The 26,205-nt window shown below is 71.2% G+C and carries 20 protein-coding genes and 1 tRNA gene; 8 read left to right on the forward strand and 13 right to left on the reverse strand.

Annotated features, from left to right (window positions below):
* Positions 1–12: 12 nt before the first annotated feature.
* The 4 genes from OERS_RS08825 to OERS_RS08840 all read right to left on the reverse strand — a co-directional run bounded on the left by OERS_RS08825 (position 13) and on the right by OERS_RS08840 (position 3,048).
* The gene (locus tag OERS_RS08825; RefSeq protein ID WP_056644960.1) at positions 13–480 is read right to left on the reverse strand and encodes an NUDIX domain-containing protein; all 468 of its coding nucleotides are present in this window, start codon (positions 478–480) and stop codon (positions 13–15) included.
* A gap of 10 nt (positions 481–490) precedes the next feature.
* Positions 491–1,696, reverse strand: coding sequence for a polysaccharide deacetylase family protein (locus OERS_RS08830; RefSeq protein ID WP_068625487.1), 1,206 nt, complete (start codon positions 1,694–1,696; stop codon positions 491–493).
* Positions 1,697–1,778: 82 nt separating this feature from the next.
* On the reverse strand, positions 1,779–2,612 hold the full coding sequence (lepB, locus tag OERS_RS08835; protein ID WP_082618101.1) for a signal peptidase I: 834 nt from the start codon (positions 2,610–2,612) through the stop codon (positions 1,779–1,781).
* 349 nt (positions 2,613–2,961) lie between these two features.
* Positions 2,962–3,048 (reverse strand) — tRNA-Ser (locus tag OERS_RS08840).
* Between the two features lie 239 nt (positions 3,049–3,287).
* On the opposite strand from OERS_RS08840, the gene OERS_RS08845 reads away from it, so the two are divergent.
* From OERS_RS08845 to OERS_RS08855, 3 genes are read left to right on the forward strand one after another with little or no spacing between them, the layout of a single operon-like run.
* Positions 3,288–3,926: a DUF4956 domain-containing protein gene (locus OERS_RS08845; RefSeq protein ID WP_068625488.1), complete on the forward strand. Its 639-nt coding sequence runs from the start codon at positions 3,288–3,290 to the stop codon at positions 3,924–3,926.
* Positions 3,923–4,780, forward strand: coding sequence for a polyphosphate polymerase domain-containing protein (locus OERS_RS08850; protein ID WP_068625489.1), 858 nt, complete (start codon positions 3,923–3,925; stop codon positions 4,778–4,780). Before OERS_RS08845 ends, OERS_RS08850 begins: the two co-directional genes overlap by 4 nt.
* Entirely contained in the window at positions 4,780–6,903 is a 2,124-nt protein-coding gene (locus tag OERS_RS08855; protein WP_068625490.1) for a carbohydrate-binding domain-containing protein, read from the forward strand. Before OERS_RS08850 ends, OERS_RS08855 begins: the two co-directional genes overlap by 1 nt.
* A gap of 174 nt (positions 6,904–7,077) precedes the next feature.
* Here OERS_RS08855 and OERS_RS08860 read toward each other — a convergent pair whose 3' ends face one another.
* Positions 7,078–8,784, reverse strand: a complete 1,707-nt coding sequence (locus tag OERS_RS08860; protein WP_068625491.1) for a glycosyl hydrolase family 18 protein — start codon at positions 8,782–8,784, stop codon at positions 7,078–7,080.
* Positions 8,785–9,006: 222 nt separating this feature from the next.
* Here OERS_RS08860 and OERS_RS08865 point away from each other — a divergent pair, with 222 nt between their 5' ends.
* Positions 9,007–9,849: an NAD-dependent protein deacetylase gene (locus tag OERS_RS08865; RefSeq protein ID WP_083201331.1), complete on the forward strand. Its 843-nt coding sequence runs from the start codon at positions 9,007–9,009 to the stop codon at positions 9,847–9,849.
* Positions 9,850–9,958: 109 nt separating this feature from the next.
* On the opposite strand, the gene OERS_RS08870 is transcribed toward OERS_RS08865, so the two are convergent.
* Entirely contained in the window at positions 9,959–10,804 is an 846-nt protein-coding gene (locus tag OERS_RS08870) for a hypothetical protein (RefSeq protein ID WP_068625492.1), read from the reverse strand.
* Positions 10,801–13,044 carry an alpha-galactosidase gene (locus OERS_RS08875; RefSeq protein WP_068625493.1) on the reverse strand — a complete coding sequence of 748 codons (2,244 nt, stop codon included), beginning with the start codon at positions 13,042–13,044 and terminating at the stop codon, positions 10,801–10,803. The genes OERS_RS08870 and OERS_RS08875 overlap by 4 nt, the downstream gene beginning before the upstream one ends.
* Before the next feature lie 93 nt (positions 13,045–13,137).
* Here OERS_RS08875 and OERS_RS08880 point away from each other — a divergent pair, with 93 nt between their 5' ends.
* On the forward strand, positions 13,138–14,187 hold the full coding sequence (locus OERS_RS08880) for a LacI family DNA-binding transcriptional regulator (protein WP_068625494.1): 1,050 nt from the start codon (positions 13,138–13,140) through the stop codon (positions 14,185–14,187).
* A 14-nt stretch (positions 14,188–14,201) separates the two neighbouring features.
* On the opposite strand, the gene OERS_RS08885 is transcribed toward OERS_RS08880, so the two are convergent.
* The 4 genes from OERS_RS08885 to OERS_RS08900 form a co-directional block, all read right to left on the reverse strand.
* Positions 14,202–15,986, reverse strand: coding sequence for a glycoside hydrolase family 35 protein (locus OERS_RS08885; RefSeq protein WP_068625495.1), 1,785 nt, complete (start codon positions 15,984–15,986; stop codon positions 14,202–14,204).
* An 82-nt stretch (positions 15,987–16,068) separates the two neighbouring features.
* A complete protein-coding gene (locus tag OERS_RS08890) occupies positions 16,069–17,397 on the reverse strand; it encodes an ABC transporter substrate-binding protein (RefSeq protein ID WP_068625496.1) in 1,329 nt (442 codons plus the stop codon).
* A 54-nt stretch (positions 17,398–17,451) separates the two neighbouring features.
* The gene (locus OERS_RS08895; protein WP_068625497.1) at positions 17,452–18,396 is read right to left on the reverse strand and encodes a carbohydrate ABC transporter permease; all 945 of its coding nucleotides are present in this window, start codon (positions 18,394–18,396) and stop codon (positions 17,452–17,454) included.
* Positions 18,393–19,397 (reverse strand): carbohydrate ABC transporter permease, encoded by a 1,005-nt coding sequence (locus OERS_RS08900; RefSeq protein WP_082608376.1) that lies wholly within the window; start codon positions 19,395–19,397, stop codon positions 18,393–18,395. The genes OERS_RS08895 and OERS_RS08900 overlap by 4 nt, the downstream gene beginning before the upstream one ends.
* Before the next feature lie 107 nt (positions 19,398–19,504).
* Between OERS_RS08900 and OERS_RS08905 the strand changes: the two genes are divergently transcribed.
* The gene (locus tag OERS_RS08905; protein WP_083201332.1) at positions 19,505–21,640 is read left to right on the forward strand and encodes a DUF5054 domain-containing protein; all 2,136 of its coding nucleotides are present in this window, start codon (positions 19,505–19,507) and stop codon (positions 21,638–21,640) included.
* Positions 21,637–22,755, forward strand: coding sequence for a metallophosphoesterase family protein (locus OERS_RS08910; RefSeq protein ID WP_068625498.1), 1,119 nt, complete (start codon positions 21,637–21,639; stop codon positions 22,753–22,755). Before OERS_RS08905 ends, OERS_RS08910 begins: the two co-directional genes overlap by 4 nt.
* Positions 22,756–22,791: 36 nt before the next feature.
* On the opposite strand, the gene OERS_RS08915 is transcribed toward OERS_RS08910, so the two are convergent.
* Together OERS_RS08915 and OERS_RS08920 are read right to left on the reverse strand one after the other, a co-directional pair.
* Positions 22,792–24,735 carry a glycoside hydrolase family 5 protein gene (locus tag OERS_RS08915; RefSeq protein ID WP_068625499.1) on the reverse strand — a complete coding sequence of 648 codons (1,944 nt, stop codon included), beginning with the start codon at positions 24,733–24,735 and terminating at the stop codon, positions 22,792–22,794.
* 182 nt (positions 24,736–24,917) lie between these two features.
* On the reverse strand, positions 24,918–25,349 hold the full coding sequence (locus OERS_RS08920) for a nucleoside deaminase (RefSeq protein WP_056761425.1): 432 nt from the start codon (positions 25,347–25,349) through the stop codon (positions 24,918–24,920).
* A gap of 171 nt (positions 25,350–25,520) precedes the next feature.
* On the opposite strand from OERS_RS08920, the gene upp reads away from it, so the two are divergent.
* Positions 25,521–26,156: a uracil phosphoribosyltransferase gene (gene upp / locus OERS_RS08925; RefSeq protein WP_056644908.1), complete on the forward strand. Its 636-nt coding sequence runs from the start codon at positions 25,521–25,523 to the stop codon at positions 26,154–26,156.
* Positions 26,157–26,205: the final 49 nt, after the last annotated feature.

Here is a 26,205-nt window from a genome sequence, read left to right on the forward strand (position 1 = left end):
CACGGTCTCGCCTCAGGACCGGGCGAGCGCCTCCGCGAGGCGGTCGAGCAGCTCGACCTGCCCCGCGACCACGAGCTCGCGCGCCCGCGCGAGCGGCACCCACGCGACCCGGTCGAGCTCCGGGAACGACGCCGTCCGGCCCGACCGCGGCGGCCACTCCATCTCGAACGTGTTGCTCGTCGCGGTGCTCGCGTCGAAGTCGGCGCGGCGCGCCCAGGCACGAACGGTCTTGCCCGCTCGCTGCCTGATCTGCCCCAGGTCGATCTCCGGCCCCTCGGGCGGAGCGGACCCGAGCTCCTCGGTGAACTCGCGGACCGCCGCGGCGTGCGGGTCCTCGTCGGGGTCGTGCTCGCCCTTGGGGATGGTCCAGGCGCGTTCCTCCTTGCGCGCCCACAGCGGACCGCCCATGTGCCCGACGAGCACCTCGACCTCTCCCCCGTCACCGACCCGGTGCAGGAGGAGCCCCGCGCTGCTCGCCACGACCCGCGCCCTACGAGACCGGGGGACGCGCCTGGAGCTCGGCCAGCACCGCCGGGTCCTGGACGTTCATCCACGCGATGACGTCCTGGTACGTGGCACAGATGGTCTCGGGCTTGCCGCACGCCTCGAGCATGAAGTCCTTGGCCGCCGGGTTGAACGCGTTGCCGCTCCACTGGTTGAAGTGGTTGGCCACGAGCACGGGCGCGCGGTTGCCGTTGAAGGCGACGTCGTACATGTGCCGGTACGTCTCGAGGACCGCGGCGCGGATCTCGGGGGCACGCTCGGGCTGGTTCTGCGCCTTGTTGAACTTGTACCAGAAGTTGTAGTCCATGGCCATGACGTTGCCGAGCGTCGGAGAGCTCGTCGTCTGCATCCGGAACTCCCACACGCCGTACTCCTGCTTGGGCCACGCGATGCCGCTACCGGGGATCGACGAGTCGTACGTCTGCCCGTGCGCGGCCCACGCCGGGGCGATCTGGTCCCAGTTGCCCTCGAGGCAGGGCGTCCGGCCGCCCGTGACCTCGGAGGCCGGGATCTCGAGCGGTGGCGTGTCCTGGAGGCCGTTGATCTCCTGCCAGTCGTTCCAGAAGCCGAAGAACTGGTCGAGCTCGCTGTTCCAGTCGGCCGTGGTCCAGTCCCCGCCACCGGGCGGGTTGTCGGCGCAGAAGTGCCCGTTGTAGTGCGTGCCGATCTCGTGGCCCTCCAGGTAGGCAGCGTTGAGGTCGCCCACGAGGGTCGTGACCGTGGCCGCGTCCCCGCCGAACCCCACCGACGCCTTGCCCGGCGCGTGCCCCGGTCCGGTGTAGGCGTCGCGGTGCTCGTCCGTCAGGAGGTAGATGCCCGTGAGGAATCCCGTGAACCGGGCGTCGACCTGGGCCGCCGCCTCACGGAACTCGGTCCACCGGTCGTGCCACCCGGCGCCGTCGAACGAGAAGATGATGAACTGCGGCGGGTTCTCGCCGGGCGCGAGCTTGGTGAGCGGGACGTTCGACGCCGCCCGCGTGGGGGTCGGCGTGGGCGTGGGGGTCGGCTCCTCGGGCGTGGGCTCCTCCGAGGGTGAGACGTCCCCGGTGGGGCGCTCCGCCGTCGGGCCCGGTTCCGTGGGCCCCGGAGATCCCGTGCACCCGGCGACCAGCGCCAGTGCCGCGACCACCGCCCCCGCGCCGAGCGCCGCCCGGCGCACCGTTCCGACAGGACGAGCAGAACGCAGTGACACGAAGAGTCCTTCCGAGCGTGGGCCGTCCCACCACGCTAGGTGAGGACGCGGTGCCGCGCTCGGCCTGAGCGGGTGAGTCTGCTCAGGGTTCCGGGACGTCCTCGAAGACGCTCCCCGGGTTGCGCATGAGCGACGCCCGGTCGAGCGGCCACACCTTGGCGACCGCGGTGCCCACGACGTTGTCGATCGGCACGAACCCGTTCCCGGGCTTGTCCGTGTTGTAGCGCGAGTCGCCCGAGTTCTGCCGGTTGTCGCCCAGGACGAACAGCGAGCCCTCGGGCACGACCACGTCGAACTCGATCTCGCTGGGGATCGAGCCCGGCTTGATGTACGTCTCGTCGATCGCGACGCCGTTGACCGAGACGCGGCCCTGCGCGTCGCAGCACGTCACGTGGTCCCCGGGCAGCCCGATGACCCTCTTGATGAGGTGCTCGCCCGCGTCCACCGGACGGATGCCGATGAAGGTCAGGAACGTCTCGCCCGCCTTGACCAGGCCCGTCGACTCCTGCTGCGGCTGGCTCGCGAGCCAGCCGCCCGGGTCCTTGAAGACCACGACGTCGCCACGGTGGATGTCGAGGAAGCGCGGGACGAACCGCGAGGCCAGGACCCTGTCGTCCTTGATGAGGGTGTTCTCCATGGACTCGCTCGGGATGACGAACGGCTGGACCACGAAGGTCTTGATGAGGAACGAGATGACCAGGGCCGCGACGACGATCACGCCGACCTCGCGCGCGAACGACCAGCGGCGGCGAGTCCTCACGGCTGCGCCCGGAGCCGGGGCCCCCGCGGAGCCGTCGCCGGGCTCGCCGCTGGGCGCCTGGCCCTCGGGGAAGACCGACTCGACGTCGGGCGCGCCAGGGAAGGCGCCCGACGGTCTCGGCTGGTCGTCTGGGCGCTCGGCGTCGTTCGAAGTCACGGGGACACTCTTCCACCAATGGGCCCGTGGGGCCGGTCGGTCTCGGCGGGGCTGGCGCCGCGGACGGTGACGGGCCTCGACCCGATGGCGTGGTGCGCACGACTCGCCAGGTCCGGACGGGCTCCGACGGGGTGAGTCCGGGCGGTGGCCGGGGAGGTGGGGTGTGTTGCTCGCGCAGCCACCACAATTGTGGTGACTGCACGAACAACACAACCTCCCCCGGGAGACGGACAGGGCCCGAGCGTCCCGCACGCGCCGCCACGACACGCAGCAGGGGGCGCGAGATCGCGGGCCAGGCCAGCACCAACGACGAAGGGCCCCGACCACTGGTCGGGGCCCTTCGTCACTGCGGTAGCGGTGAGATTCGAACTCACGGTGGACTTTCACCCACACACGCTTTCGAGGCGTGCTCCTTAGGCCACTCGGACACGCTACCCAGCCGGGAAGACCCGGCTGCAGAAGGATACCTGCTCCTGGCGCCTGGACCGAATCGGGCACCCCGCGCGCCTGCCGGCACCCGAGGGAGGCGCCGTCGCACGCCCGACGCCGGGCCCGCCGTCGGGCACCGACGCCGCGTCCCGAACTCATATCCCCGGCTACCCCGGGTCATAGGGACCTCACAGGTTCGGACGGCTCACTGGAGGAGCTCACTTCCCCGTCACCTGGAGGTCACCCGTGACCCAGCCCCCACAGCTCGCGCTGTACCTCGTCGACCTGGTCGCCGTGCTCGTCCTGACGTTCGGCCTCTACTTCCCGCGCCACCGGCGCCGCGACCTGGTCGTCGCCTACCTGGGCGTCAACGTGGGTGTCCTCGCGGTCGCCGCGACGCTCGCGAGCAGCACGGTCGGCGCGGGCCTGGGACTCGGCCTCTTCGGTGTCCTGTCGATCATCCGCCTGCGGTCGACCGAGCTGTCGCAGCACGAGGTCGCCTACTACTTCGCCGCCCTCGCCTTGGGGCTCCTGGGCGGGCTCGGCACCAGCGCGGGCTTGCTCGGCGTCGCGGGCAGCGCCCTGATCCTGGTGGTCATGGCGGTCGCGGACCACCCGCGACTCCTGCGCCGCCACCGCAGCCAGGTCATCATGCTCGACCGGGCCTTCCCCGACGAGGTCGGCCTCGTCGCCTACCTCGAACAGCTCCTCGGGGCGCACGTCCACTCGGCCTCGGTCCAGCGCCTCGACCTGGTCAACGACACGACCCTGGTCGACGTCCGCTACGAGGTCGCCCCGGGCGGCGGCGTCATCGCGAGCAGCGGCGCCACACCGTCTGCGGCCGCCCTCCCGGGCGGCGCGAGCGCTGGGCAGGTGCCGGCATGACCACGCTCCTGCCCGACGGCGCCACGCCCGACACCCTCGCCGCACCTCACGCGGGGTTCGCCCCCATCTCGCTCGACGAGCTCGTCGAGTCTGCCTCGCTCCAGACCCGGATCGACCGCAAGTACGTCCTGCACCGGGCCGAGGCGCGCGCGGTGCTCGCCGACCTGGTCGAGAGGGAGCCGGGCGTGCGGGTCCTCGACATCGACGGCCGCCGCGACTTCGCGTACGAGTCGGTGTACTTCGACACCCCCGATCTCACGAGCTACCACCTGGCGGCCCACCGGCGCCGCCGCCGGTTCAAGGTCCGCACCCGCACCTACCTGGACTCGGGCGAGGCGTGGCTCGAGGTCAAGACACGCGCGGCCCGCGGGTCGACCGTCAAGGAGCGCGTCGAGCACGCACCCGACGCCAGGTGCGCGCTCGGCGACGGCCGCCGCTTCGTGTCCGCGACGCTCGACGACGCCGCGATCCCCGCGGCCGCCGACCTGCCGCTCGCGGCCGGGCTCGTGACCCGCTACCAGCGCACCACGCTCTTCCTCCCTGGCGGCGTGCAGGGAGCACCGGCCGCCCGCGCGACGCTCGACAGCGACCTCACGTGGCTGCTCGACGAGGGCACGTCCGCCGGTCGCACCGCGGCGGTCCCCGACCTCGTCGTCGTCGAGACCAAGACCGGGTCGACGCCGTCGTGCCTCGACCACCTCCTCTGGCGCAGCGGCCACCGGCCGCAGCGCATCTCCAAGTACGGCACGGGTCTGGCGGTCCTCCGCCCCGACCTGCCGGGCACGCCGTGGCGGCGCGTCATCCGCCGCTACGTCGAGCCCTCCCTGACCACCTCTCACGACAGGAGCATCTGATGCGACTCCGCAGACCGACCACCGTCACCACCGCGGTCCTGACCGCCACGCTCACCGCCGCCGCGCTCGTCGGCTGCTCGGCCGACGCCGGCGAGAGCACGAGCGCCACCACGAGCGACGCCGCGTCGGCCACCAACGCGTCGTCCGCCGTCGCGGGCCTGACTCCCGAGGAGGCCATGGCCGCGAACGCCGAGCCGCACTCCTCGGGAGCCGACGACGAGGATCTCGCGTGGGACGAGTCCGAGGAGGTCGCGATCTCGCTCGACGGCGACTCGGCCCAGGCGGACGGCGACGGCGTGAGCGTGGACGGCTCGACCGTCATGATCACCCAGGCCGGCACCTACCGCGTCACGGGGGACCTGACCGACGGACAGCTCGTCGTGGCCTCGTCGGGCGACGGCGTGGTGCGCCTCGTGCTCGACGGCGCGAGCGTCACGAGCTCGACGACCTCGGCCCTGGTCGTGGACGACGCGGCGAGCGCCGTCGTCGTCCTGGCCGACGACTCGGCGAACCACCTCGAGGCGACGGGGGCGGCTGTCGATGCCGATGGCGACGGCAGCACCGACGAGCCCGACGGCGCCCTGTTCTCCTCCGCCGACCTGACGATCGGCGGCACGGGGTCGCTCGACGTGGTCAGCGCCTCGACCGACGGGATCGTGAGCAAGGACGGCCTGGTGATCGCGGGCGGCACCCTCACGGTCGACGCGGCCGACGACGGCGTCCGCGGCAAGGACTACCTGGTCGTGACGGGCGACGCCTCGGTCACGGTCGACGCCGTCGCCGACGGTCTCAAGGCGACCGACGCCGACGACGAGACCATGGGCTACGTCGCGGTCCTCGGCGGCACGGTCGATCTCACGGCGGGCGACGACGGCATCCAGGCAGAGACCGACGCGATCGTCTCCGACGCGACCGTGACGATCGCCGCCGCCGGGGGCGCGGGCGCCGAGGTGGCCGAGGACGCGTCCGCCAAGGGCATCAAGGGCGACGTGGGGGTCGTGGTCGGCGGCGACGCCGACGTGCGCGTCGACGCCGCGGACGACGGCCTGCACTCGAACGGCGCGGTGTCCGTCTCCGGTGGGGACATCACGCTCGCCTCGGGCGACGACGGCGTCCACGCCGACGGCGACGTCACCGTCGCGGACGGCAACCTCACGGTCACCGAGTCGGTCGAGGGCCTCGAGGGGGCGACCATCACGCTCGCGGGCGGCGACGTCGACATCACGTCGTCCGACGACGGCGTGAACGCCGCTGGCGGGACGAGCAGCACGTCGGACACCGCGGCGGGCACCACCCAGGACGGCACCGCACCCCAGGGCGCTCCCGCGGGCGACGGCGAGATGCCCGACGACTTCACTCCCCCGGCCGACGGCGAGATGCCGGCCATGCCCGACGGCGCCGCCCCGGGCGACGGTACGGCGGGCGAGCCTCCCGCGATGCCCGACGGCGAGATGCTCGACGGCGCGGCCCCGGGTGGTCAGGCCGGCGGCCAGGGCGGTGCACCCGGAGGCGAGAGCGCCGACACGGGCGACTACTGGCTCAAGATCACGGGCGGCACGCTCGTGGTCGACGCGGGCGGAGACGGCCTCGACAGCAACGGGACGATCGAGATCACGGGCGGCACGACCGTCGTCCAGGGCCCGACGAACGCCGGCAACGGCGCGCTCGACACCGCCGGGGCGTTCACGGTCTCGGGTGGCACGCTGCTCGCGGCGGGCAGCTCGGGCATGGCAGTCGCCCCGGACACCGACTCGTCGCAGGGCTGGGTCGCGGCGAACCTCGACCAGACCGCCACCGCCGGGACCGTGGTCCACGTCCTGTCCGACGACGGCACGACCCTCGTGTCCTACGAGGTCACCAAGGACACGCAGAACATCGTCTACTCCTCGCCGGAGCTCACGACCGGCGCGACGTACGTCGTCCAGGCGGGCGGGACGCTCGGCTCGCCCGACACGACGGGCCTCTCGTCGGACGGCAGCTCCGACGGCGCCACGCAGGTCGCGACGGCCACCGCGGGTGAGTTCGCGGGCGGCGGCACGGGAGGCATGGGTGGCGGAGGACGCCGACCCGGTGCCGGCGACTCGACCGACGCCACGGGCGAGGCGACGACGAGCGGCACGTGACGCCGTCGGGCACGCGCGTCCGCAGGCCGTAGGCACGGGACGAGCCCGTCACCCGACAGGACGACACGAGAGGGGTGCCGCACCCGACGGTGCGGCACCCCTCTCCCCTGTCATGGAACGGCCCACGACACGGTGCTGCGGTGCAGCGCGGCGGTCAGACCGCCGTCACGCAGGTCATGCCGAGCAGGGCTGACCCGCGTCCCACGCACCCCAGACGTTGCTCCCGGGCACCTCGCCGCGGGTCCACCACTGGGCGGTGTGGTTGACGCCCGCACGGGAGACGACGGCGCCGCCCGTGTAGGTCGCCTCGAGCGAGAACGCCGGGGCGCACTTGACGACCTCGACCACGGGGGCCGTGCCGCACGGGCCGATCTTCTGCCACGGGCTGCCCGAGGTCGCTGCCGGAGCCGTACCGCGGGTCCACCACTTGGCCTTGTACTCGGCGCCGTCGTGCGAGACGACGTCACCCGAGCTGTAGACGCCCGAGCCAAACCACGGCGCGGCGCACTGCGCGTCGACCCCGGGTCCGGGCGTCGAGGCGCGCAGGGTCGAGCCGAGCGTCCCGCCGAGCTCGTTCTTGTAGTCACCGCTCAGGTCCCACCACATGGCCCCGCCGTACCCCTGGACCGCGAGCCACTCTGCCTTGGCGTTGACCGACGCCGGGTCGTCGAAGCTCCACCACTGGTCGCCGTCGTAGCGCCACGACGCGCCGACCGTCGGGTCGAAGAACGCCTTGCCGAACGTGCGCAGCTCGGCGTAGGTCTTGGTGCCGACGTAGCCCTCAGCAGGCTTCCAGGCCGCGCTGCCGTCCTCGACGCCGTACCAGCCGTGGCCGTACGCCGCGAGACCCGCGTTGAGCTGCTGGGGGTCCGCCCCGGCGTTCACGTACATGCCCATGGCGCCGTCGAGGCCCAGGCCCCAGTTCTCGGTGCCGTCCGGGTGCAGGTTGCCCTGGTGCCCGGTCTTGTCGGGGACCCAGCCGCCGTGGAAGTCGTAGCCCTGGACGTTGAGGAAGTCGACCGACGCGAAGAAGCGCTTGTCGAGCCAGCCGCCCTGACCCGCGTTCCAGCCGCCGGCCGGCGCGAACGCCGTGAGCAGGTAGTCCTCACCGTCCTGGTCGCCCAGCGCGTCGAGCGAGGAGCGGAACTCCTCCATGAGGAGCAGGAAGTTCTCCTTGTCCTCGGGACGTGCGTTGGCGGTCTCGCCGCCCGTGACAGGCCACTCCCAGTCGATGTCGATGCCGTCGAAGATGCCGGCCGCAGCACCCGGGCCGCCCTTGTCACCGATCTGGGGCAGGTTGCCCTTGATGTAGATGTCGAGGCACGAGTCGACGAGCCGGGTGCGCCCCTCGGCCGTCGAGGCGGCCTCGGAGAAGTTGTCCGACCAGGTCCAGCCACCCAGCGACACGAGGATCTTGGTGTCCGGGCTGACCTCCTTGAGCTTGCGGAGCTGGTTGAAGTTGCCCGCGAGCGCCTGGCCGGGCTTGTCGGCCTTGCCGTCCACGGAGCTCTTGGCGGGGACGAGGCGCAGGAAGTCGTTCTGCGCGTCACCCTCGCCGGGCTCCTCGGTGATGTCGCACACCAGGTCGGTCGTGACGTTGCCGAACGCGTAGTTGAGGTGGGTCAGGTCCTTGATCGCGCCCGAGGACACGAGGTTCGCGACGTGGAAGTCGCGCGTGACGGGGCTGTCGGCCATGAGGTAGCCGACGCTGCGGTAGCCGTTGATGTCGTCGGGGCCCGCGGTCGTCGCAGCGGGCTTGGCAGAAGCGACGGACTGGGTCGCGACGGCCTGGGCAGCGGGGGCCACCAGGACGGATGCCGCGAGCACCGCTGCTGCGGCGATCGCCACCGGCGCGAGCCGGCGCGTGGGTGTGTCTTGCATGAAGGGCCTCGTTGCTCTCCTCCGGGCACGCCCGGAACTTTGTTCGGACGCCTCGCACATTAGCCGTGCTGAGAACCTTTGCCAAGACCCTTAACCAATAAGTTTCCTACCGGTCCCCGAGGCGTCCCTTTTGCCCCGTCAACAGGTGTTTTACACCTCGCCCCACCGAGGCCCGTTCGGGAGATTCACCCGATCTTCAGGCACGCGTCGTACGCTCGAACGGTGCTACCGGAGACCCCTGCCACGACCCCGACGACCGACGACGTCCTGCACCTCCTGCGCGGCAAGCGGCTGACCGCCCTGACCGGCGCGGGCATCTCGACGGACTCGGGCATCCCCGACTACCGCGGCCCCGACTCTCCCCCGCGCAACCCCATGACGTACCAGCAGTTCGTCGGCGACGAGGCCTTCCGCCGTCACTACTGGGCGCGGAACCACGTCGGCTGGCAGCGCGTGCACCGCACGCACCCCAACGGCGGGCACAAGGCTCTCGTGCGGCTCGAGGAACGCGGCATCCTCGAGGGGATCATCACGCAGAACGTGGACCTGCTCCACGAGGACGCGGGCTCGCGCAACGTGATCGACCTGCACGGGCGCTACGACCGCGTGATCTGCCTGTCGTGCGCGCGCGTCGTCTCGCGCGAGCACCTGGCCGACCGCCTCACCGAGCTCAACCCGCACTTCCTCGAGAGCATCGGCGACCTCGAGGACGTCGAGACCGCTCCCGACGCCGACGCGGTCATCGAGTCGACCGCGCACTTCGTACCCGCCGCGTGCGAGTTCTGCGGCGGCATGCTCAAGCCGGAGATCGTGTACTTCGGCGAGAACGTGCCGCGCGAGCGGGTCGAGCGGGCCTACGCCATGGTCGACGCCGCGGACGCGCTGCTCGTCGCGGGCTCGTCGCTGACCGTCATGAGCGGGCTGCGGTTCGTCAAGCACGCCGTGAAGACCGACAAGCCCGTCGTGATCGTCAACCGCGGCGCGACCCGGGGCGACCCGCTCGCCACGATCAAGCTCGAGGCCGGCGTCTCCGAGACCCTCGAGGAGCTCGCGGACAGGCTCTGACGGGCCGTCGCGCGCCGGGCTGCGCGTGGGGCCCGCGCCGAGAAGTGAGCAGATGCCCCTGGATCGCTCGATCCAGGGGCATCTGCTCACTTCTCGGCCGGAGGTCCCCTCAGGCACCGAGCCGGATCGCCACGATGCCCACGACGGCGCAGACCGTCGCCGTGACGCGCCGTGCGCTCAGCGGTTCACGGAACACGAGGAAGCCGATCGCTCCGGCCGCGAGCACGCCCGTCTCGCGCAGCGCCGAGACGACCGCGAGCGGTGCGATCGACTGCGCCCAGACCACGATCGTGTAGGCCGCGAGCGAGAGGACGCCGCCCAGCACCCCCATCGGTGCGTGCGTGCGCAGCCCTCGCACGAACTCGCCCTTGTCCCGCGCCAGCAGCAGGCACGTGAGCGGGATCGAGACCCCCTGGAGCAGGAACAGCCATGCTGCGTAGCCGAGCGGCTCGCCCGAGAGGCGCACCCCGACGCCGTCGAGCACCGAGTACGCCGTGATGGTGAGGCCGACGACGACCGAGATGAGCGTGCCGGTCGCGCTCGCGCGGCCCTTGGGCGCCCACGCGAGCGTGAGCAGCGCCAGCGCGACGACCGCGACGCCCCCGAGCTGCGCCGCGGTCATCACCTCCCCGAGGAAGACCGTCGAGACGAGGGTGATGCCGAGCACCGCGATGCCGCGGGTGAGGGGGTAGGCGCTCCCGAACTCCGACTTCGCGTACGCCGCGGTGAGCAGCAGGAGGTAGAGCGTCTGCACGGCGGCCGAGACCAGGAGGTACGGCCACGCCTCCCGGTCGGGGAGCGGCAGCACCAGGCAGGCCGCTCCTCCGACCACGAGGTACACGAGCGCGATGAGCGTCGAGGAGACGAGCCGGGCGGGGATGGCCTTGGCGATCGCGTTCCAGGTGCCGTGCAGGACCGCAGCACCGAGGACGACGGCGACGACCGACCCGGTCACTCCGCTTCCGCCGGCACGTCCCCGCCCTCGGAGCCGGCACCGACCGGGCCGGCGCCGTGGGCCACGCGCACCGCGTGGAGCAGGACGGCCTGCTCGGGCCGGAGCGCGGGCATCACCACGCCCACGGTGGCCAGGACCGGACCGCTCAGGGTGAGCGGCCCGCCGTCCCACCAGGGTGCCGGGTCGGCGCCGTGCGGGACCCCGCCGACGAGGACCGGTTCGACGCGGTAGGTCCCGGTAGCGTCGAGCCCCGGGAGCCGGATCCGCCCCGGGCTCGCCACGGCGGCCCGCGTGAGCGAGACGTACGAGTACAGCCCCTCCGAGCCGTCGGCCGCCACGACGCCGTGCAGTGCGAGAGAGGCGTCAGGATGGTCGAGGCGCACGACCTCTCCTCCGTGCAGCAGCGCGCGGTGCTCCTTGTGGAACGCGATCCACCCGGCCAGCTCGGCGAGCTCGGCCGCGCTCGCCGCCCGCAGGTCCCACTCGACCCCGAGGTGCCCGAACAGCGCGGTGATCGCCCGGAAGGACAGCGCCTGGACCCTGCCCGTGGTGTGCGAGGCGCCCGACGCGACGTGGGCCCCGACGAGCTCGGGGGGCACGAGCTGGCCCGTCCACCGGTTGATCTGCTGACGTTCGAGGGGGTCGTTGTCGTCGGAGGCCCAGACGCGGTCGGTGCGCTCCAGCACACCGAGGTCGACCCGGCCGCCGCCCGAGGAGCACGACTCGATCTCCAGGCCCGGGTAGCGGGATCTCAGCTCGTCCACGAGCCGGTAGAAGGCGAGGGTCTGCTCGTGCACCCCCGGACGCCCGTCGGGCCCGGAGCCCGCGTCGACCAGGTCGCGGTTGTGGTCCCACTTGATGTACGCGATGTCGTACTCGTCGAGGATCGCGCACATCGCGTCGCGGACGTGGGCGTAGCACGCGGGGATCCCAAGGTTCAGGACCTGCTGGTGGCGCGCCTCGACCGGCAACCGGCCTCCGGTCGCCATGATCCACTCGGGGTGCGCGCGTGCGAGCTCGGAGTCGACGCTGATCATCTCGGGCTCGAACCACAGCCCGAACTGCAGGCCGAGGCCACGCACGTGGTCGACGAGCGGGTGCAGCCCGTCGGGCCACACGTCGGGCGAGACGTACCAGTCCCCCAGGCCCGCGCGGTCGTCGCGCCGCCCGCCGAACCACCCGTCGTCGAGCACGAAGCGCTCGACGCCGAGCTCGGCCGCACGGTCGGCGAGCTCCCGCAGGGTGTCGAGGTCGTGGTCGAAGTAGACGGCCTCCCACACGTTGAGCGTGACGGGGCGGGGCGAGGTCGGGTGCTGCGGGCGCGAGCGCAGGTACCGGTGCGTGCGCCGTGCCGCGTCGTCCAGGCCTGCCCCGTAGAAGCCGTGGACCCAGGGGCTCGTGTACCGCTCGCCGCGGGCGAGGCGCACCTCGCCCGGCAGCAGCAGCTCCCCTCCGCCGATCAGCTGTTCGCCGCTCAGGACCCGCTCGACCTGGTGGACGTGGTTGCCGGACCACCCGGTGTGCACCCCCCAGACCTCGCCGTGACCGAAGCCGAACCCCGGCGTGCCGACCGAGAGCACGGTCGCCGCGTCGAGCCCGGTCCGGCCGCGCCTGCCCTCTCTGCGGTGCGCACCGACCGTCACCGTGCTGCGCTGGGGCGCCCGTTCGCCGCCCCACCGTCCGGCCAGGTCGAGGATCTCGCTCGCCTCGGTCGGGGTGGGCAGGCAGAGCAGCAGCTCGTCGAGCTGGTAGTGCCCCTCACCCGTGTTCTCGACCTCCGCGCGCAGGCGCACGGTCCCTGCGACCGACAGCTCGACGGTGAGCTCGAGGCTCAGCTCGGCGTCGTCGTCGACGGCCGTGACGACGAGCGTCCCGCTGCCGTGGTCGACGACCGCGTGGGCCGCGGGCCCGAGCAGCTCGCGCCCGTCGAGCAGCGCCGACGTCGTGCGCCAGCGTGGCGACCAGGCCGTGCCCGCGCGCGACCCACTGAGGCCCGGGCGGCCCATCCAGCCGCGCGTGTGCTCCGGCAGGACCGCGACCCGCACGGGGACGTCGACTTCGCTCGCACCCACGGGCAGGACCGCGGACCTGCGCACGGAGTCGAAGCCGCGCTCGTCGAGGGGGCCACAGTCGGCCCCCCAGTGCACGACGGAGGGAAGGGCGCCGTCGGCGAGATCGAGCGCGAGGGCGACTCCGCCGGAGCGCAGGAGCAGGCCATGGACGGGTCGGTCGGTGGTCATCGGGGACCTCTCTTCGGGTGGTCGTACAGGTTGTTGGCAGTTTCAGGACGAGGGAGGACGGAACGGCAGAATTCCGCTAGTGTTTGCGCCACCATGACGTCCTCATCGAACACATCGCCGAGTGCCGAGCCCTCGTCCAGACCGCGTGCGTCGATCAACGACGTCGCCAAGCACGCGGGGGTCTCCGCACAGACCGTCTCGCGCGTCGCGAACGGGCAGACGAACGTCCGGGCCTCGACGCGAGAGCGCGTACGCGTCTCGATGCAGGCGCTCGGCTACCGGCCCAACAGCGCTGCTCGCATCCTCAAGTCGGGCCGGTTCCGCAGCATCGGGTTCGTCACCTTCAACCTCGCCACGCTCGGCACCGAGCGCACGCTCAACGCCATCGCCGAGGCCTGCGAGGCCGCCGGCTACACGACCACGCTGCTGCCCGTCGAGGACCCGACGCAGCTCGAGGTCGCGGGCGCCTTCAGCCGGCTCGAGGAGCAGGCCGTCGACGGCATCATCCTCGTGATGTCGGCCGAGCTCGACTCGCTCGACGAGCTGAAGCTCACGGCGGACCTCCCCCTCGTCATCGTCGACTCCGACGCCGAGCTGCCGTACACGATCGTCGACACCGACCAGGAGCAGGGTGCCCGGATCGCGCTCGAGCACCTGCTCGGCCTCGGTCACCGCGACATCGCGCACATCTCCGGCCCGGCGACATCCTTCTCGGCCAAGCGCCGAGCGGCCGCCTACCGCCAGATCATGTCCGACGCCGGGCTCGAGCCCCGCCCGGTGGTCGTCGGCGACTGGACGGCGACCTCGGGGATGGAGCGCATGCGCGACCTCCTCGCCTCCGCCCAGCCACCGACGGCCGTGTTCGCGGGCAACGACCAGATGGCGCTCGGAGCCATGCACGCCATCCATGCGCACGGCTGGAAGGTCCCCGACGACGTCAGCGTGGTCGGCTTCGACGACACCGACGACGCGGCGGCGTACTGGCCGGCGCTGACCACCGTGCACCAGAACTTCGACGCCGTGGGCCGCCAGGCGACGGAGCTGCTGCTCTCGATCATCGACGGCGAGCCGAACGGTACGCAGAAGGTCCTGGTGCCGACACGGCTCGTGGTCCGCGCGAGCACGGGGCCGGCTCGCAGCTAGCCCCACGGGGGTCCTCACGCCTCGGTCGGTCCGAGCTCGGGGCGGGCGACGAGCTGCGCGGTCGCCGTGGCGGCGCCGATCGTCTCGAAGACCAGCACCTCGTTCTCCCCGGCCCGGGTCACGGGCAGCGGGACGTACGAGGTGCGCTGCGGCCCACGGCTCCAGTAGCGGCCGAGGTTCACGCCGTTGACCCACAGGACGCCCTTGCCCCACCCGCGCAGGTCGAGGTGAAGGTCTGCCGGCTCGTCGAGCACGAACGAACCACGCACGAACGCCGGTCCGCAGACCGCCGGGCTCTCGTCCCCGCGCCGGGGGGCGTCCGTTCGTGTCCCGTCGTCCGCGCGGGAGAGCGCCTCCCGGACCGGCCCGAGGTCGTCGAGACGGACCCGCCCGGCGACCCACTCCGCGATCTCGACGCCGTCGAGCGTCACCGGGCCCATGAGCCCCTTGGGCTCGCCCAGCCGCGGGCCGTAGTTCACGCCGCCGAGGTTCTCGACGAGGACGGCGATCCGGCCGCCGTCCCCGCGGGGCAAGGGGGCCATCTTCTCGTGGAGCTCACGGTCGAGCGTCCCGACCGGCACGTCGTCGAGGAAGACCTGGGCGCGGTCCCGCACCTCGGTGAACGTGAGGAGCCCTCCGTGCTCGACCGTGGTCGAGTAGCAGGTGAAGCCCCGCGTCGAGCCGAGCTCGGTCGCGTCAGGCAGGTGGTCGAAGGTCTGCGCGTCGATCACCGGGACGGACCAGAGCGGCACGGAACGGTCGAAGCGCACCTCGAGCACCGGGGCGTCGACCCGCTCCTCGGGGACCTCGTCGGGCACGGGCGCGTACTTCGCGATCACCTCGCGGAAGCGCCAGTACTTCTCGGTCGGGGTGCCGTCCTCGGCGAGCGGTGCGTCGTAGTCGTACGACGTCACGATGGGCCGGTAGGTGCCCTTGTCGTTCGCGCCGTTCGTGAACCCGAAGTTCGTGCCGCCGTGGAACATGTAGATGTTGACCGAGGCTCCCGTCGCGAGCAGCTCGTCGAGCTCGCGCGCCGACTCCTCGGCCGAGGTCGTGTGGTGGATCTCGCCCCAGCTGTCGAACCAGCCGCACCAGAACTCCGAGCACATCAACGGTCCGGTCGGCTGATGGCGGCGCAGGTCCGCGAGACGCTCGGTCGCGCGCGAACCGAACGAGGCCGTCCGGTGTAGCTCGTCGAGACCGCCGTTCGCGAGCATCTCGTCGGTCGGCTGGTCGACCGTGGTCAACGGCACGTCGATCCCCAGGGCGCGGGTCATCGACGTCAGACGCCGCAGGTACTCGTGGTCGGCGCCGTAGGCCCCGTACTCGTTCTCGATCTGAACGAGGACGACAGGCCCGCCGTGCTGGACCTGGCGCGGCCCGACGATCGCGTAGACCTTCTCGAGGTACTCACCGATCGCCTCGAGGTACGCGGGATCGCTCGAGCGCAGCGTGATCGCCGGGTCGGCGACGAGCCATCCGGGGAGTCCCCCGTCGTGCCACTCGGCGCAGATGTACGGGCCCGGACGCACGACGGCGCGCATTCCCTCGGCGTGCACGAGGTCGAGGAAGCGGCCGAGGTCGAGCTGTCCGCCGGTGCGAAACTCGCCTCGGACCGGCGCGTGCTCGTTCCACGGTACGTACGTCTCGATCGTGTTCAGCCCCATGAGGCGTGCCTTGCGGATCCGGTCGCCCCACTGGTCGGGGTGCACGCGGAAGTAGTGCAGCGCGCCCGAGAGGACGCGGAAGGGGACGGCGTCGAGAAGGAAGTCCGTCTCGCCGATGGCGAAGCTGGGCATGCATCATCCTGTAGGTCGTGGAATGGCCCGCGGGGCGGCCGCCGTGACGGCGACAGCCCCGCGGGATGGTGCGGTCGGTGTGCTACTCGTTGACGTTGAAGCCCTGCTCGTTGCCGAACGCGACGAGCGTCTCCTGCCACTCGAGGAGGGCCGCGTTGAGGTCGCCGTTCGAGCCCAGGGCCTTGCCGACCGAGTCGCCGAACACGTTGTTGGCGTAGCCCTGGTACGGCAGGTACTGCCAGTCGGTGACGACCGACGCCGCCGAGGCCGCGCCGACCTGGTTGGCGGGCTGGCCCGCGTAGTTCTCGAACGGGAAGTCGAGGAACTCGGGGTTCGCGAGGTCCGCGACCGTCGACGGGAAGCCCGTCGTGTTGAGCAGCGCGCGACCCTCACCGTCGGCGAGGTACTTGAGGACGCCCGCCGCGGCGGCCTTGTTCGCGCTCTGCTCGGTCACGGCCAGTCCGCTGCCGCCGTTCTCGGCCGAGGCCGGCTGACCGTCCCACGACGGGACCGGGGCGACGCGCCACTTGCCCGCAGGACCGTAGTCGTCCATCCCGCTGATCATCCAGGAGCCCATGAGGAGCGTCGCCAGCTTGTCCTGGGTCAGCGCCTTGGACCACTCGTCCGACCAGGTCGAGAGGCCGGAGAGCTCGCCGGCGGTGAGCCGCTCGCCCCAGAAGTCGGCGAACTTCTTGGTGCCCTCGTCCTGCAGATCGATCGTGACGTTCTCGCCGTCGGTCCGGAACGGCTGACCGCCCGAGGCCCAGATCATGCTGGTGAAGAAGCCCGCGTCACCACTGTTCGCGATGTAGGCCTCGGGGTCCGCCGCGTGGATCGCCTGCGACGCCGCAGCGAACTCGTCCCACGTCGTGGGTGCGGCCGTCACGCCGGCCTTGTCGTACATGTCCTTGTTGTAGATCATGACCATCGGGCCCGAGTCCATGGGGAGCGCGACGAGCTTGTCCTGCACGTTGACGGCGTTCCACGTCGAGGCCGTGAACCCGTCCTCGTACGTGTCGAGACCGTAGCCGTTCAGGTCGGCGAGCGCCTTGCCGAGGGTCAGCTGCGGCAGGGTCTGGTACTCGACCGGCACGAGGTCGGGGGCACCCTTCCCCGCCTTGATCGCGTTCTGCAGCTTCGTGACCACCGCATCCGGGTTCTCGAGCTTGACGACGTCGAACGTGACGTTCGGGTAGGCCTTCGAGATGCCGTCCGCGATCACCTGGGTGTCGTCCGACCAGGTCCACCAGGTGAGCGTGACATCGCCCTCGAGCGCCTTGTCGGTGTCGGTCGAGCCGCTGTCGGTCCCGGCCGTGCCGGTGCTGCAGCCGGCCAGCACTCCGACGAGCAGTGCACCGGTGCCGACGACGGCTCCGAGGCGCTCCCACCGGCGAGTGGAGATTCTCTTCATTGAGGTGATTCCTTTGCGGTTGGTTGTTCGATTTCTGGTACCGGATGAACCGGACTACTTGACGCTCCCGGCAGTCAGCCCCGACTGCCAGTAGCGCTGGAGGTAGAGGAAGGCCGCCGAGATGGGGATGACGGTGAGCAGCGATCCCGTGATGACGAGGTGGGGGATGGCCTGGCCGCCGATCGAGCTCGACTGCGCGGACCACTGCGCCAGCCCGACGGGGAGCGGGTACCACTGGGCGTCGCTCAGCATGATGAGCGGCAGGAAGTAGTTGTTCCAGGTCGCGACGACCGTGAACATCAGCACCGTGATCAGCGCCGGCGCGAGCTGTCGCAGCGCGATCACGAAGAAGATGCGGATCTCCCCGGCACCGTCGAGGCGTGCCGCCTCGAGCAGCTCGTCGGGGATCGCGTCGCGGGCGTACACCCACACGAGGTAGAGGCCGAACGCGCTCACCATCGCCGGGATGATCACCGACCACGGCGTGTTCGTCAGCCCGAGGCCGCTGAAGAGCAGGAACTGCGGGACCGCGAGCGCCGTGCCGGGGATGGCCATCGCGCCGAGGATGATCGCGAACACCCATTTGCGACCGGGGAACCTGTACTTCGCCAGGCCGTAGCCGGCGAGCGTCGCGAGCAGCGTGGCGCCCCCGGCGCCGACGACCACGTAGAACAGCGTGTTCGTGAGCCAGCGGAGGAAGATGCCGTCCTGGTAGGTGAAGGTGTCGGCGATGTTCTGGAACAGGGAGAACTCACCGCTGAACCAGAACGCGAAGGATCCGTAGAGGGAGTCCATCGTCTTGGTCGAGTTCACGACGAGCCACCACAGCGGCACGAGGCAGTACAGGAGCATGAGCGTCATGAGGACGCCGAGAAGCAGCGAGGGACGCTTGTGCCGAGGCTTCGGCCTCGCACGGCGCGACTCGTCCCCCGGGATCCGACCGCTGGCGAGACGGCTCGGCGTGCGGCCCTGCCTGCGCCCGGTACTGACGGCGCTCATGCCCCCGCCCCCTTCTTCTCGCCGCCGAGCTGGACGAGGTAGGCCACTACCATGGTGATGACTCCCGAGATGATCGCGATCGCTGCCGCGTAGTTGAACTGCGAACCGGCGAACGACAGGTTGAAGGCGTAGAGGTTCGGCGTGTAGTAGGACGGGATCGAGTTCGGCGCGAGGGTCTGCAGGATCGACGGCTCGTTGAAGAGCTGGAAGCTGCCGATCACCGAGAAGACGGTGGCGATGACGAGGGCTCCTCGGATCGACGGGAGCTTGATCGAGAAGATCGTGCGGAACGTCCCGGCGCCGTCGATCTCCGCGGCCTCGTAGAGCTCCTGCGGCACGGACTTGAGCGCGGAGAAGAAGATGAGCATGTTGTAGCCCACGAACTCCCACGTGACGATGTTGCCGATCGAGACCAGGATCAGGTTCGTCGCGAGCGGCGACGGGAGCTCGACCCCGAAGAAGTGGTTCAGGTCGGCGACGAGGCCGAACTGCGAGCCGTACATGTAGCCCCAGATCATCACCGCGACCACCCCGGGCACGGCGTAGGGCAGGAAGATCGACAGCCGGTAGAACGGCACCCAGCGCAGTCGGGCGCTGTCGAGGGCGAGGGCTGCGAACAGCGCCAGCAGGAGCATGATCGGCACCTGCACGAGCAGGAAGATCGCGACCCTGCCCATGGCTTCCCAGAACTTCGGGTCGGTCAGGGCCTGTGCGTAGTTCTCCACCCCCACGAACGAGTTGCCACCCATGAGCGTCTCGCGGAAGAGGCTGAGATAGATCGCGTAGAACAACGGCGCGAGGAAGACGAGCGCGAAGACCAGCATGAACGGCCCGACGAACCACCAGCCGGCCCAGTCCCGGCGGACGCGCCGCCGTGGAGGTGCTGTGGTTCTTGCCGTCGGCACGTGCACGGAGGTCACGGTCGACGGCTCGACCGGTCCCTGCGCCAGAGCGATGTGCGCTCTGGCGCCCACATCTTGAACGGATGACTTCTTCGACATGCGCGGCCGCACTCCTTCGTGGGTGTTTGCGTTACCAGGAAGATAGTGGGACCTAGTATGTTTACGCAAACAGCATGGAGCCACCGCACGTCACGAAGGAGTAACGAATGCTGGCGACCCCCCTCGCCCAACCGGGCACCAGACCCCCGACCGACGGACCGATCACCACCGTCCACGTCGTCTTCAAGACCCACCTCGACCTGGGGTTCACCGACACCGCCGCGAACGTCACCGATCGGTACGTCCACGAGTACCTGCCGCGCGCCATCGCGCTGGCCGAGGAACTCGTGCGCAGGGGCGGGGCGGCCCGCTTCGTCTGGACCACCGGTTCCTGGCTGATCCACGAGGCGCTCCGGCTCGGCGACGCCGACGGACGAGCAGCCCTGGAACGAGCGATCCGGGCCGGTCACGTGACCTGGCACGGGCTCCCGATGACGACCCACACCGAGCTCATGGACGCCGGCCTCGTCGAGCACGGCATCGCGATCGGCCGGTCGCTCGACGCGCGCTTCGGCCACCGCACCCGAGCAGCGAAGATGACCGACGTCCCCGGCCACACGATCGGCCTCGTCCCCTTCCTCGCCCGCGGCGGGCTCGACTTCCTGCACCTGGGCGTCAACGGGGCCTCCGCGGTGCCCGAGGTGCCGGAGTTCTTCGTCTGGCGTGCTCCCGACGGCAGCGAGGTGGTCGTCAACTACGCGCAGAGCTACGGGGCGACCGAGCTGGGTGTGGCCGTCGTGCCCGGCGGCACCGAGGCCCTCCACCTCGCGCACACGGGCGACAACTTCGGACCGCCGCCCGTCGACGAGGTCGAGGCGCTGTTCACCGAGCTCCAGGCCGCGTACCCGGGCGCGCGTGTGATCGCCTCGACGCTCGACGCGTTCAGCCGGGAGGCGGTCGCGGCCCGCGCGACCCTGCCGGTGCTCGAGCAGGAGATCGGCGACTCCTGGATCCACGGCGTCGCGAGCGATCCCGTGCAGACCGCACGGCTGCGGGCGCTGCTGCGGCTGCGCACCGAGTGGGTCGCCTCGGGCGCGCTCGTACCGGGCACCCAGGAGTGCGACGCGTTCAGCGACGGGCTGCTGCTCGTGCCCGAGCACACCTGGGGCGAGGACCTCAAGACCTACCTGCCCGACTACGTGAGCTACGAGAAGGCCGACTTCGAGCGCGCCCGCGCGGCAGACGTCGTCGACCCGTCCGGGAACCCAGCCCTGTTCGACGAGTACGCCTGGGCGTACACCGAGCACCCGAGCCCGCAGGGCCTCGCCTACTCGGCGTTCGAGCGCTCGTGGGCCGAGCAGCGGGCCCACGTCGACCGCGCGCTCGCCGCGCTCTCGCCCGAGCGCCGTGCCGAGGCCGAGGCCGCGATCGCCGAGACCCGCCCGGCCCCCGGCACGGGTACGGGGTCGAGCGGGACGCACGTCGACCTCGACGCCACGCTCGACGTCGGCGCCTACCGGGTCCGCTTCGGCCCCGACGGCTCGCTCGTCTCCCTCGTCGACCCCGCGGGGACGGACTGGGCGGGACCCGAGCACCCGCTCGCGGCCTACCGCTACGAGACGTTCGACGAGCGCGACGAGGCCCGGTGGATGCGCGAGTACTGCCGCGACATGGACGAGAACGCCCTGTGGGCGGTGCCCGACCAGTCGAAGCCCGGCCTCGCGATCGCCGAGAGGCTGCCGGCCACGACCTTCGCCCCGCGCGTCGTGGCGGGCGAACGCTCGGCCGACGGCACGGGCACGGTCGTGACGCTGCAGCTCGCCCTGCCCGACGCGGCGTGCGACACGTGGGGAGGGCCACGCGACATCCGGTTGACGTACCGCTTCCCGGGCGATCCCGGACCGGTCGGCATCACGCTCGACCTGCGCGGCAAGGATGCCTCCCGTCTCCCCGAGGCAGGGTGGTTGGGCTTCCGCCCGCGCACCGAGCCCGGCGACTGGCGGCTGACCAAGATCGACACGCCGGTCGATCCGCGGTCGGTCGTGCGCAACGGCAACCGCAGCCTGCACGCCGTGGCCGAGGTCACCCACACCGCGGCGCGGACCTTCTCGCTGCGCCCGCTCGACGCGGCGCTCGTCGCGGTCGGGCGCCCCGCGCTCCTCCGTTTCGACAACTCACTGCCCGATCCCGACGAAGGACTTCACGTGAACCTGCACAACAACGTCTGGGGGACGAACTTCACCATGTGGTTCGACGACGACCTGCGCTTCCGCTTCGTGCTCACCCTCGGGGACGCACGATGACCGGCGCGCTCGTGACCAGCCCTCCCGTCGTGATGGCCCCACGCTCCGACGGCTTCGAGGTCGTCTGGGGCGTGAGCCGGCTTTGCCGCGGCTGGGTCGAGTGGGAGTCCGACGACGGCTCGCGCGGCACCGCGTCGGGGGACGCGTTCGGCATGGTGCCCCAGGGGGCCCGGGTGCTGCGCGTGCGGGTCGAGGGCCTGCCGCACGGCTCGTGCCTGCGCGTCAGGACCGTCACCGAGGCCGTCGACGCCTCGTCCCCTCGGCACGAGAGCGCGTGGAAGTCGGTGCGCACGCTCGACGGTTCGTCCGAGGACGCGCGCTTCGCGGTGTGGAACGACACCCACCAGCGCGACGACACCCTGAGGGCACTGCACGAGGCGACGCCCGAGGTCGACGTGCTCGTCTGGAACGGCGACCTCTGCAACGACTGGACGGACCCCGCGGAGTTCACCACGACCGTCCTGAACCCTGCGGGCCTGGACGTGAGCGACGGCCGCCCCCTCGCGGTCGTCGTGGGCAACCACGACGTGCGCGGCACGTGGGCGTACCAGCTCGAGGACTTCGTCGCCACGCCGGAGGGGCGGCCGTTCACGGCCTTCCGCATCGGTCCGGTCGCATGCGTCGTGCTGCACACGGGCGAGGACAAGCCCGACGCCCACCCGACCTTCGAGGGACGTGTCGCGTTCGAGCCGCTGCGCGCCGAGCAGGCCAGGTGGCTGCGCGAGGTCACGGCTCGTCCCGAGATCGCGGACGCTCCCTACCGCGTGGTGTTCTGCCACATCCCGCTGCGGTGGATCGACGAGACCGTCGTCGACTACGACGCCGACGGCTACGACTGGTTCAGCCGCATGAGCCGCGACGCGTGGCACGACGCGCTCGTCGGGTGGGGCGCCCAGATCGTCGTGTCGGGGCACACGCACTACCAGACCTCGCTCCCCGCGACCGAGGAGTTCCCGTACGCGCAGCTCATCAGCGGCGGGCCCGACGCCGACACGGCCTCCGACGAGGCGGCCGCGTGGATCGACGGCGAGGCGAGCGCCGACGAGCTCGTGCTCACGATGCGCGACCTCGCAGGCGAGGTCCTGCACGAGGTCCGTCTGCCACCGCTCGCCTGACGCCCCCACGTCGTCCCCGTGCTGCTCAGCCGTCGATCAGCCGAGCGGCTTGCAGAGCAGCGCGTCGGGCGTGCCCCCGTGGTTCCAGCGCCACGTGAACGCGACGCCCGCGATGTACTCGCCGTCGCGGCACTGGCCCTTGTAGCTGCCGGGTGCCCAGTCGCTCGCGGTCGAGCCGCCGCCTGCCGGCCGGTTGTCGCCCTGGTCGAACCAGACGTTGCGGCCCTGGTTCGACGGCAGCGCGGTCTCGGGCTGCGCGCACAGCAGCTTCGACGTCGACCACTTGTTGACCGTGCCGATCGTCAGGCTGTAGCCGACGGCCATCTGCCCGGCGGGGCACTGCAGCTTGTCGTAGCCGCTCGCCCAGTCGTCCTGCACGTAGGCCTCGTTGCTCACGACCGTGCGGGTCGTGGTCAGCGCAGGCTGCAGGTTGTCGGTGCAGAGCGCACGGTTGGTGCTCCGTGCGACGCCCACGAGGCGCTGCGTGTCGGGGCAGCTGCCCTTCCACCGGCCCGGGTCCCAGTCGGGCCGGTCGTTCATGAGGGCCGAGGCGTTCGTGTCGGGCGAGTGGCTCCCGCTGCCGAGCATGTTCCAGCGCACCTCGAGAGCGACGGGACCGGTCTTGCCGTCCGAGGTCACGAGCTTCTTCCACTGCGGGTAGCGCCAGTCGTCGGCGATGCTCAGCCGGGTGCCGTCGGCCTTGTAGGCGAGGAGCGAGAAGGTGTCGACGAAGCTGCCGTCGTCCGTGGCGTGGGCCACGAGGGGCCAGGCCGCGAAGTCGCTGTCGTTCTCGACGAGGATGTCGGTGAAGTTGACCCACCACGCCTTCTCCTTCTCGTTCGTCTGTCCGGCACCGGTGGTGCCGAACTCGCTGAACCAGACGGGGGCCGTGTAGTGCTGACCGGTCGTGTTGACGAAGAGCGCTGCTTCCGTGACGGAGGCCTTGAGCTGTGCCGCCGTCATGTCGCGGTACCGCAGGTCCGTGGTCTCACCGAGCCCGGTCGCGCCCGTGTGCTGGGGTCCGGTGAACCCGTAGATGTGCGCGGCGTAGACGATCTTGTCGGGGTAGAGCAGCGTGTTGGACAGGTTGCGCACGGGCTTCAGGTGCGGCCGGTCGTGGAAGGTGACGTCGGTCGGGATGCCCTGGAAGTTGATGCCCTCCATGATGACGAGCACGTCAGGGTCCGCGCGTTGGATGGCGATGCCGGCCTGCTGGTAGGACTTGTACAGGTCGTTCTTGTCGCCCATGCCCCAGTTGGGGTCGTCGAGGATGTCGCGACGCACCTCGTTGCGCAGGTCCATGCCGACGACGCGGGGGTTGTCGGCGTAGCGCTCGGTGAGCATGACCCAGTCACCGATCCACTTCTCGATCGTCTGGCTGCTGTAGGGCTTGGAGTTGCCGTCGTCGGCGCCGCAGCACCAGCGCGACGTCGTCGTGTGGTTGTTGAGGATGACGGCGAACCCGTCGGCCGTGAGCGCTTCGACGACCTCGTCGAAGACCTGCAGCGGTGTCATGCCCCTCAACTGGGGGTTGGCTGTCACGGCGACGTCAGGCACAGGGGCCGTCATGCCGAGCATCTCGTTCGAGAAGGACAGCCGGATGCTGTTCAGCCCGAGCCCGTGGAAGTCGCTCATGAGGGTGGCCATCGGCACCCGGTCGAGGCCCATGGGGATGTCGTAGCTGATACCGCTGTTGTGGTTGGCGGGATCGTTCTTGTCGCCGCTGCCGTTCCAGTGCCCTTGAGCGCCGTCCCAGTTGGCGGACTTGAGCTTGAACCGGTCCCCGTCGGCGTCGACGACGTACCGACCGCGGGTGCTGAGCGGCGCGTCCCACGACGCCGACAGCTCCGGGCCGGTCAGCACGGGGATGGGCTCCTCGGTGGACGTGGCGGTCGCCGGGGTCACGACGGTGGTCGTGAGCCCGATCGTTGCCGTGACCGTGACGAGTGCCACGGCGAGCCGCGTGATGCGACGTTGCATGCTGCGAACCTCTCTGTTCGTCTTCTGCGTGTTCGTGAGGCTCGGCCGACCGTTGGAGGGACGCGCCCCGCGACCTGATCCGGTCAGGCTAGGGTGACGAATTACCGATGTCAACGTAAACATCCGCATTCGTGGCAACGTAAACATCACCGGCTCCGGACGAGCCGGCCCCGCTTCGCCTCTCAGCGCTGCGTCTCGAAGAACTCCCGGATGAGGTCGCCGCACTCGACGTCGCGGACGCCTCCCACGACCTCGACACGGTGAGGGTTGCGCCGGTCGCGCACGATGTCCCACACCGAGCCGCACGCGCCCGCCTTGGGATCCCAGGCGCCGAGCACGAGGCGCTCGACCCGCGCGAGCGTCGTCGCCCCGGCGCACATGGCGCACGGCTCGAGCGTCACGACGAGCGTGCACCCCTCGAGGCGCCACGAGCCGAGCGTCGCCGCGGCCTGACGCAGCGCGAGCACCTCGGCGTGGGCCGTGGGGTCGCCGATCTCCTCGCGCCGGTTGCGCCCGAGGCCGAGCAGACGCCCGTCGGGCCCGACGACGAGCGCCCCGATGGGCACGTCGCCCGTCGCCAGCGCGTGGGTCGCCTCGTGCAGCGCGAGCCCCATGAGCTCGTCCCAGACCGCGCGGCGGGCCGCGACCGTGTCGGGCGGGAAGGTCCCGCTCGCCCAGGGGAGGTCGAGCCCCGCAGGGCCGGGCGTTCCTGGGCCGGGCTCTGCGGTGGGGGCGACGTCGTCGGGGACCATGCTCCCGAGGCTACCGGGCGGTACCCTCGAACCATGCGCCTGCACGTCGCCGACCACCCGCTGGTCGCCCACAAGCTCACCGTCCTTCGCAACAAGGACACCGCCTCCCCGACCTTCCGCCTCCTGGTGGACGAGCTCGTGACCCTGCTGGCCTACGAGGCGACGCGGGACGTCCGGGTCGAGCCCCACGAGGTCGAGACCCCGGTCACCACGACCGTCGGGGTCCGCATCGCCGAGCCCCGCCCGCTCGTCGTCCCCATCCTGCGTGCCGGCCTGGGGATGCTCGAGGGCATGACCCGCCTGCTGCCCACCGCCGAGGTGGGCTTCCTGGGGATGCAGCGCGACGAGGAGACGCTCGAGGCCGTCACGTACGCCAACCGCCTCCCGGACGACCTGACGGGTCGCCACGTGTTCCTGCTCGACCCCATGCTCGCGACCGGCGGGACGCTCGTCGCGGCGATCGACTACGTGTTCGAGCGTGGCGCCCGTGACGTGACGGCGGTGTGCCTGCTCGCGGCCCCGGAGGGCATCGAGGTCCTCGAGAAGGCGATCGGCGACCGGGTCGACGTCCAGCTCGTCGTGGCCGCGGTCGACGAGCGGCTCGACGAGAAGGCCTACATCGTGCCCGGCCTGGGTGACGCGGGCGACCGCCTGTACGGCGTCGTCTGACCAGTTCGTCGTCCGAGCGCACGAAGCGGGGCCGCCGGGAGGACCTGGC

This window comes from Oerskovia enterophila (genome assembly GCF_001692445.1).
Lineage (GTDB): Bacteria > Actinomycetota > Actinomycetes > Actinomycetales > Cellulomonadaceae > Oerskovia > Oerskovia enterophila.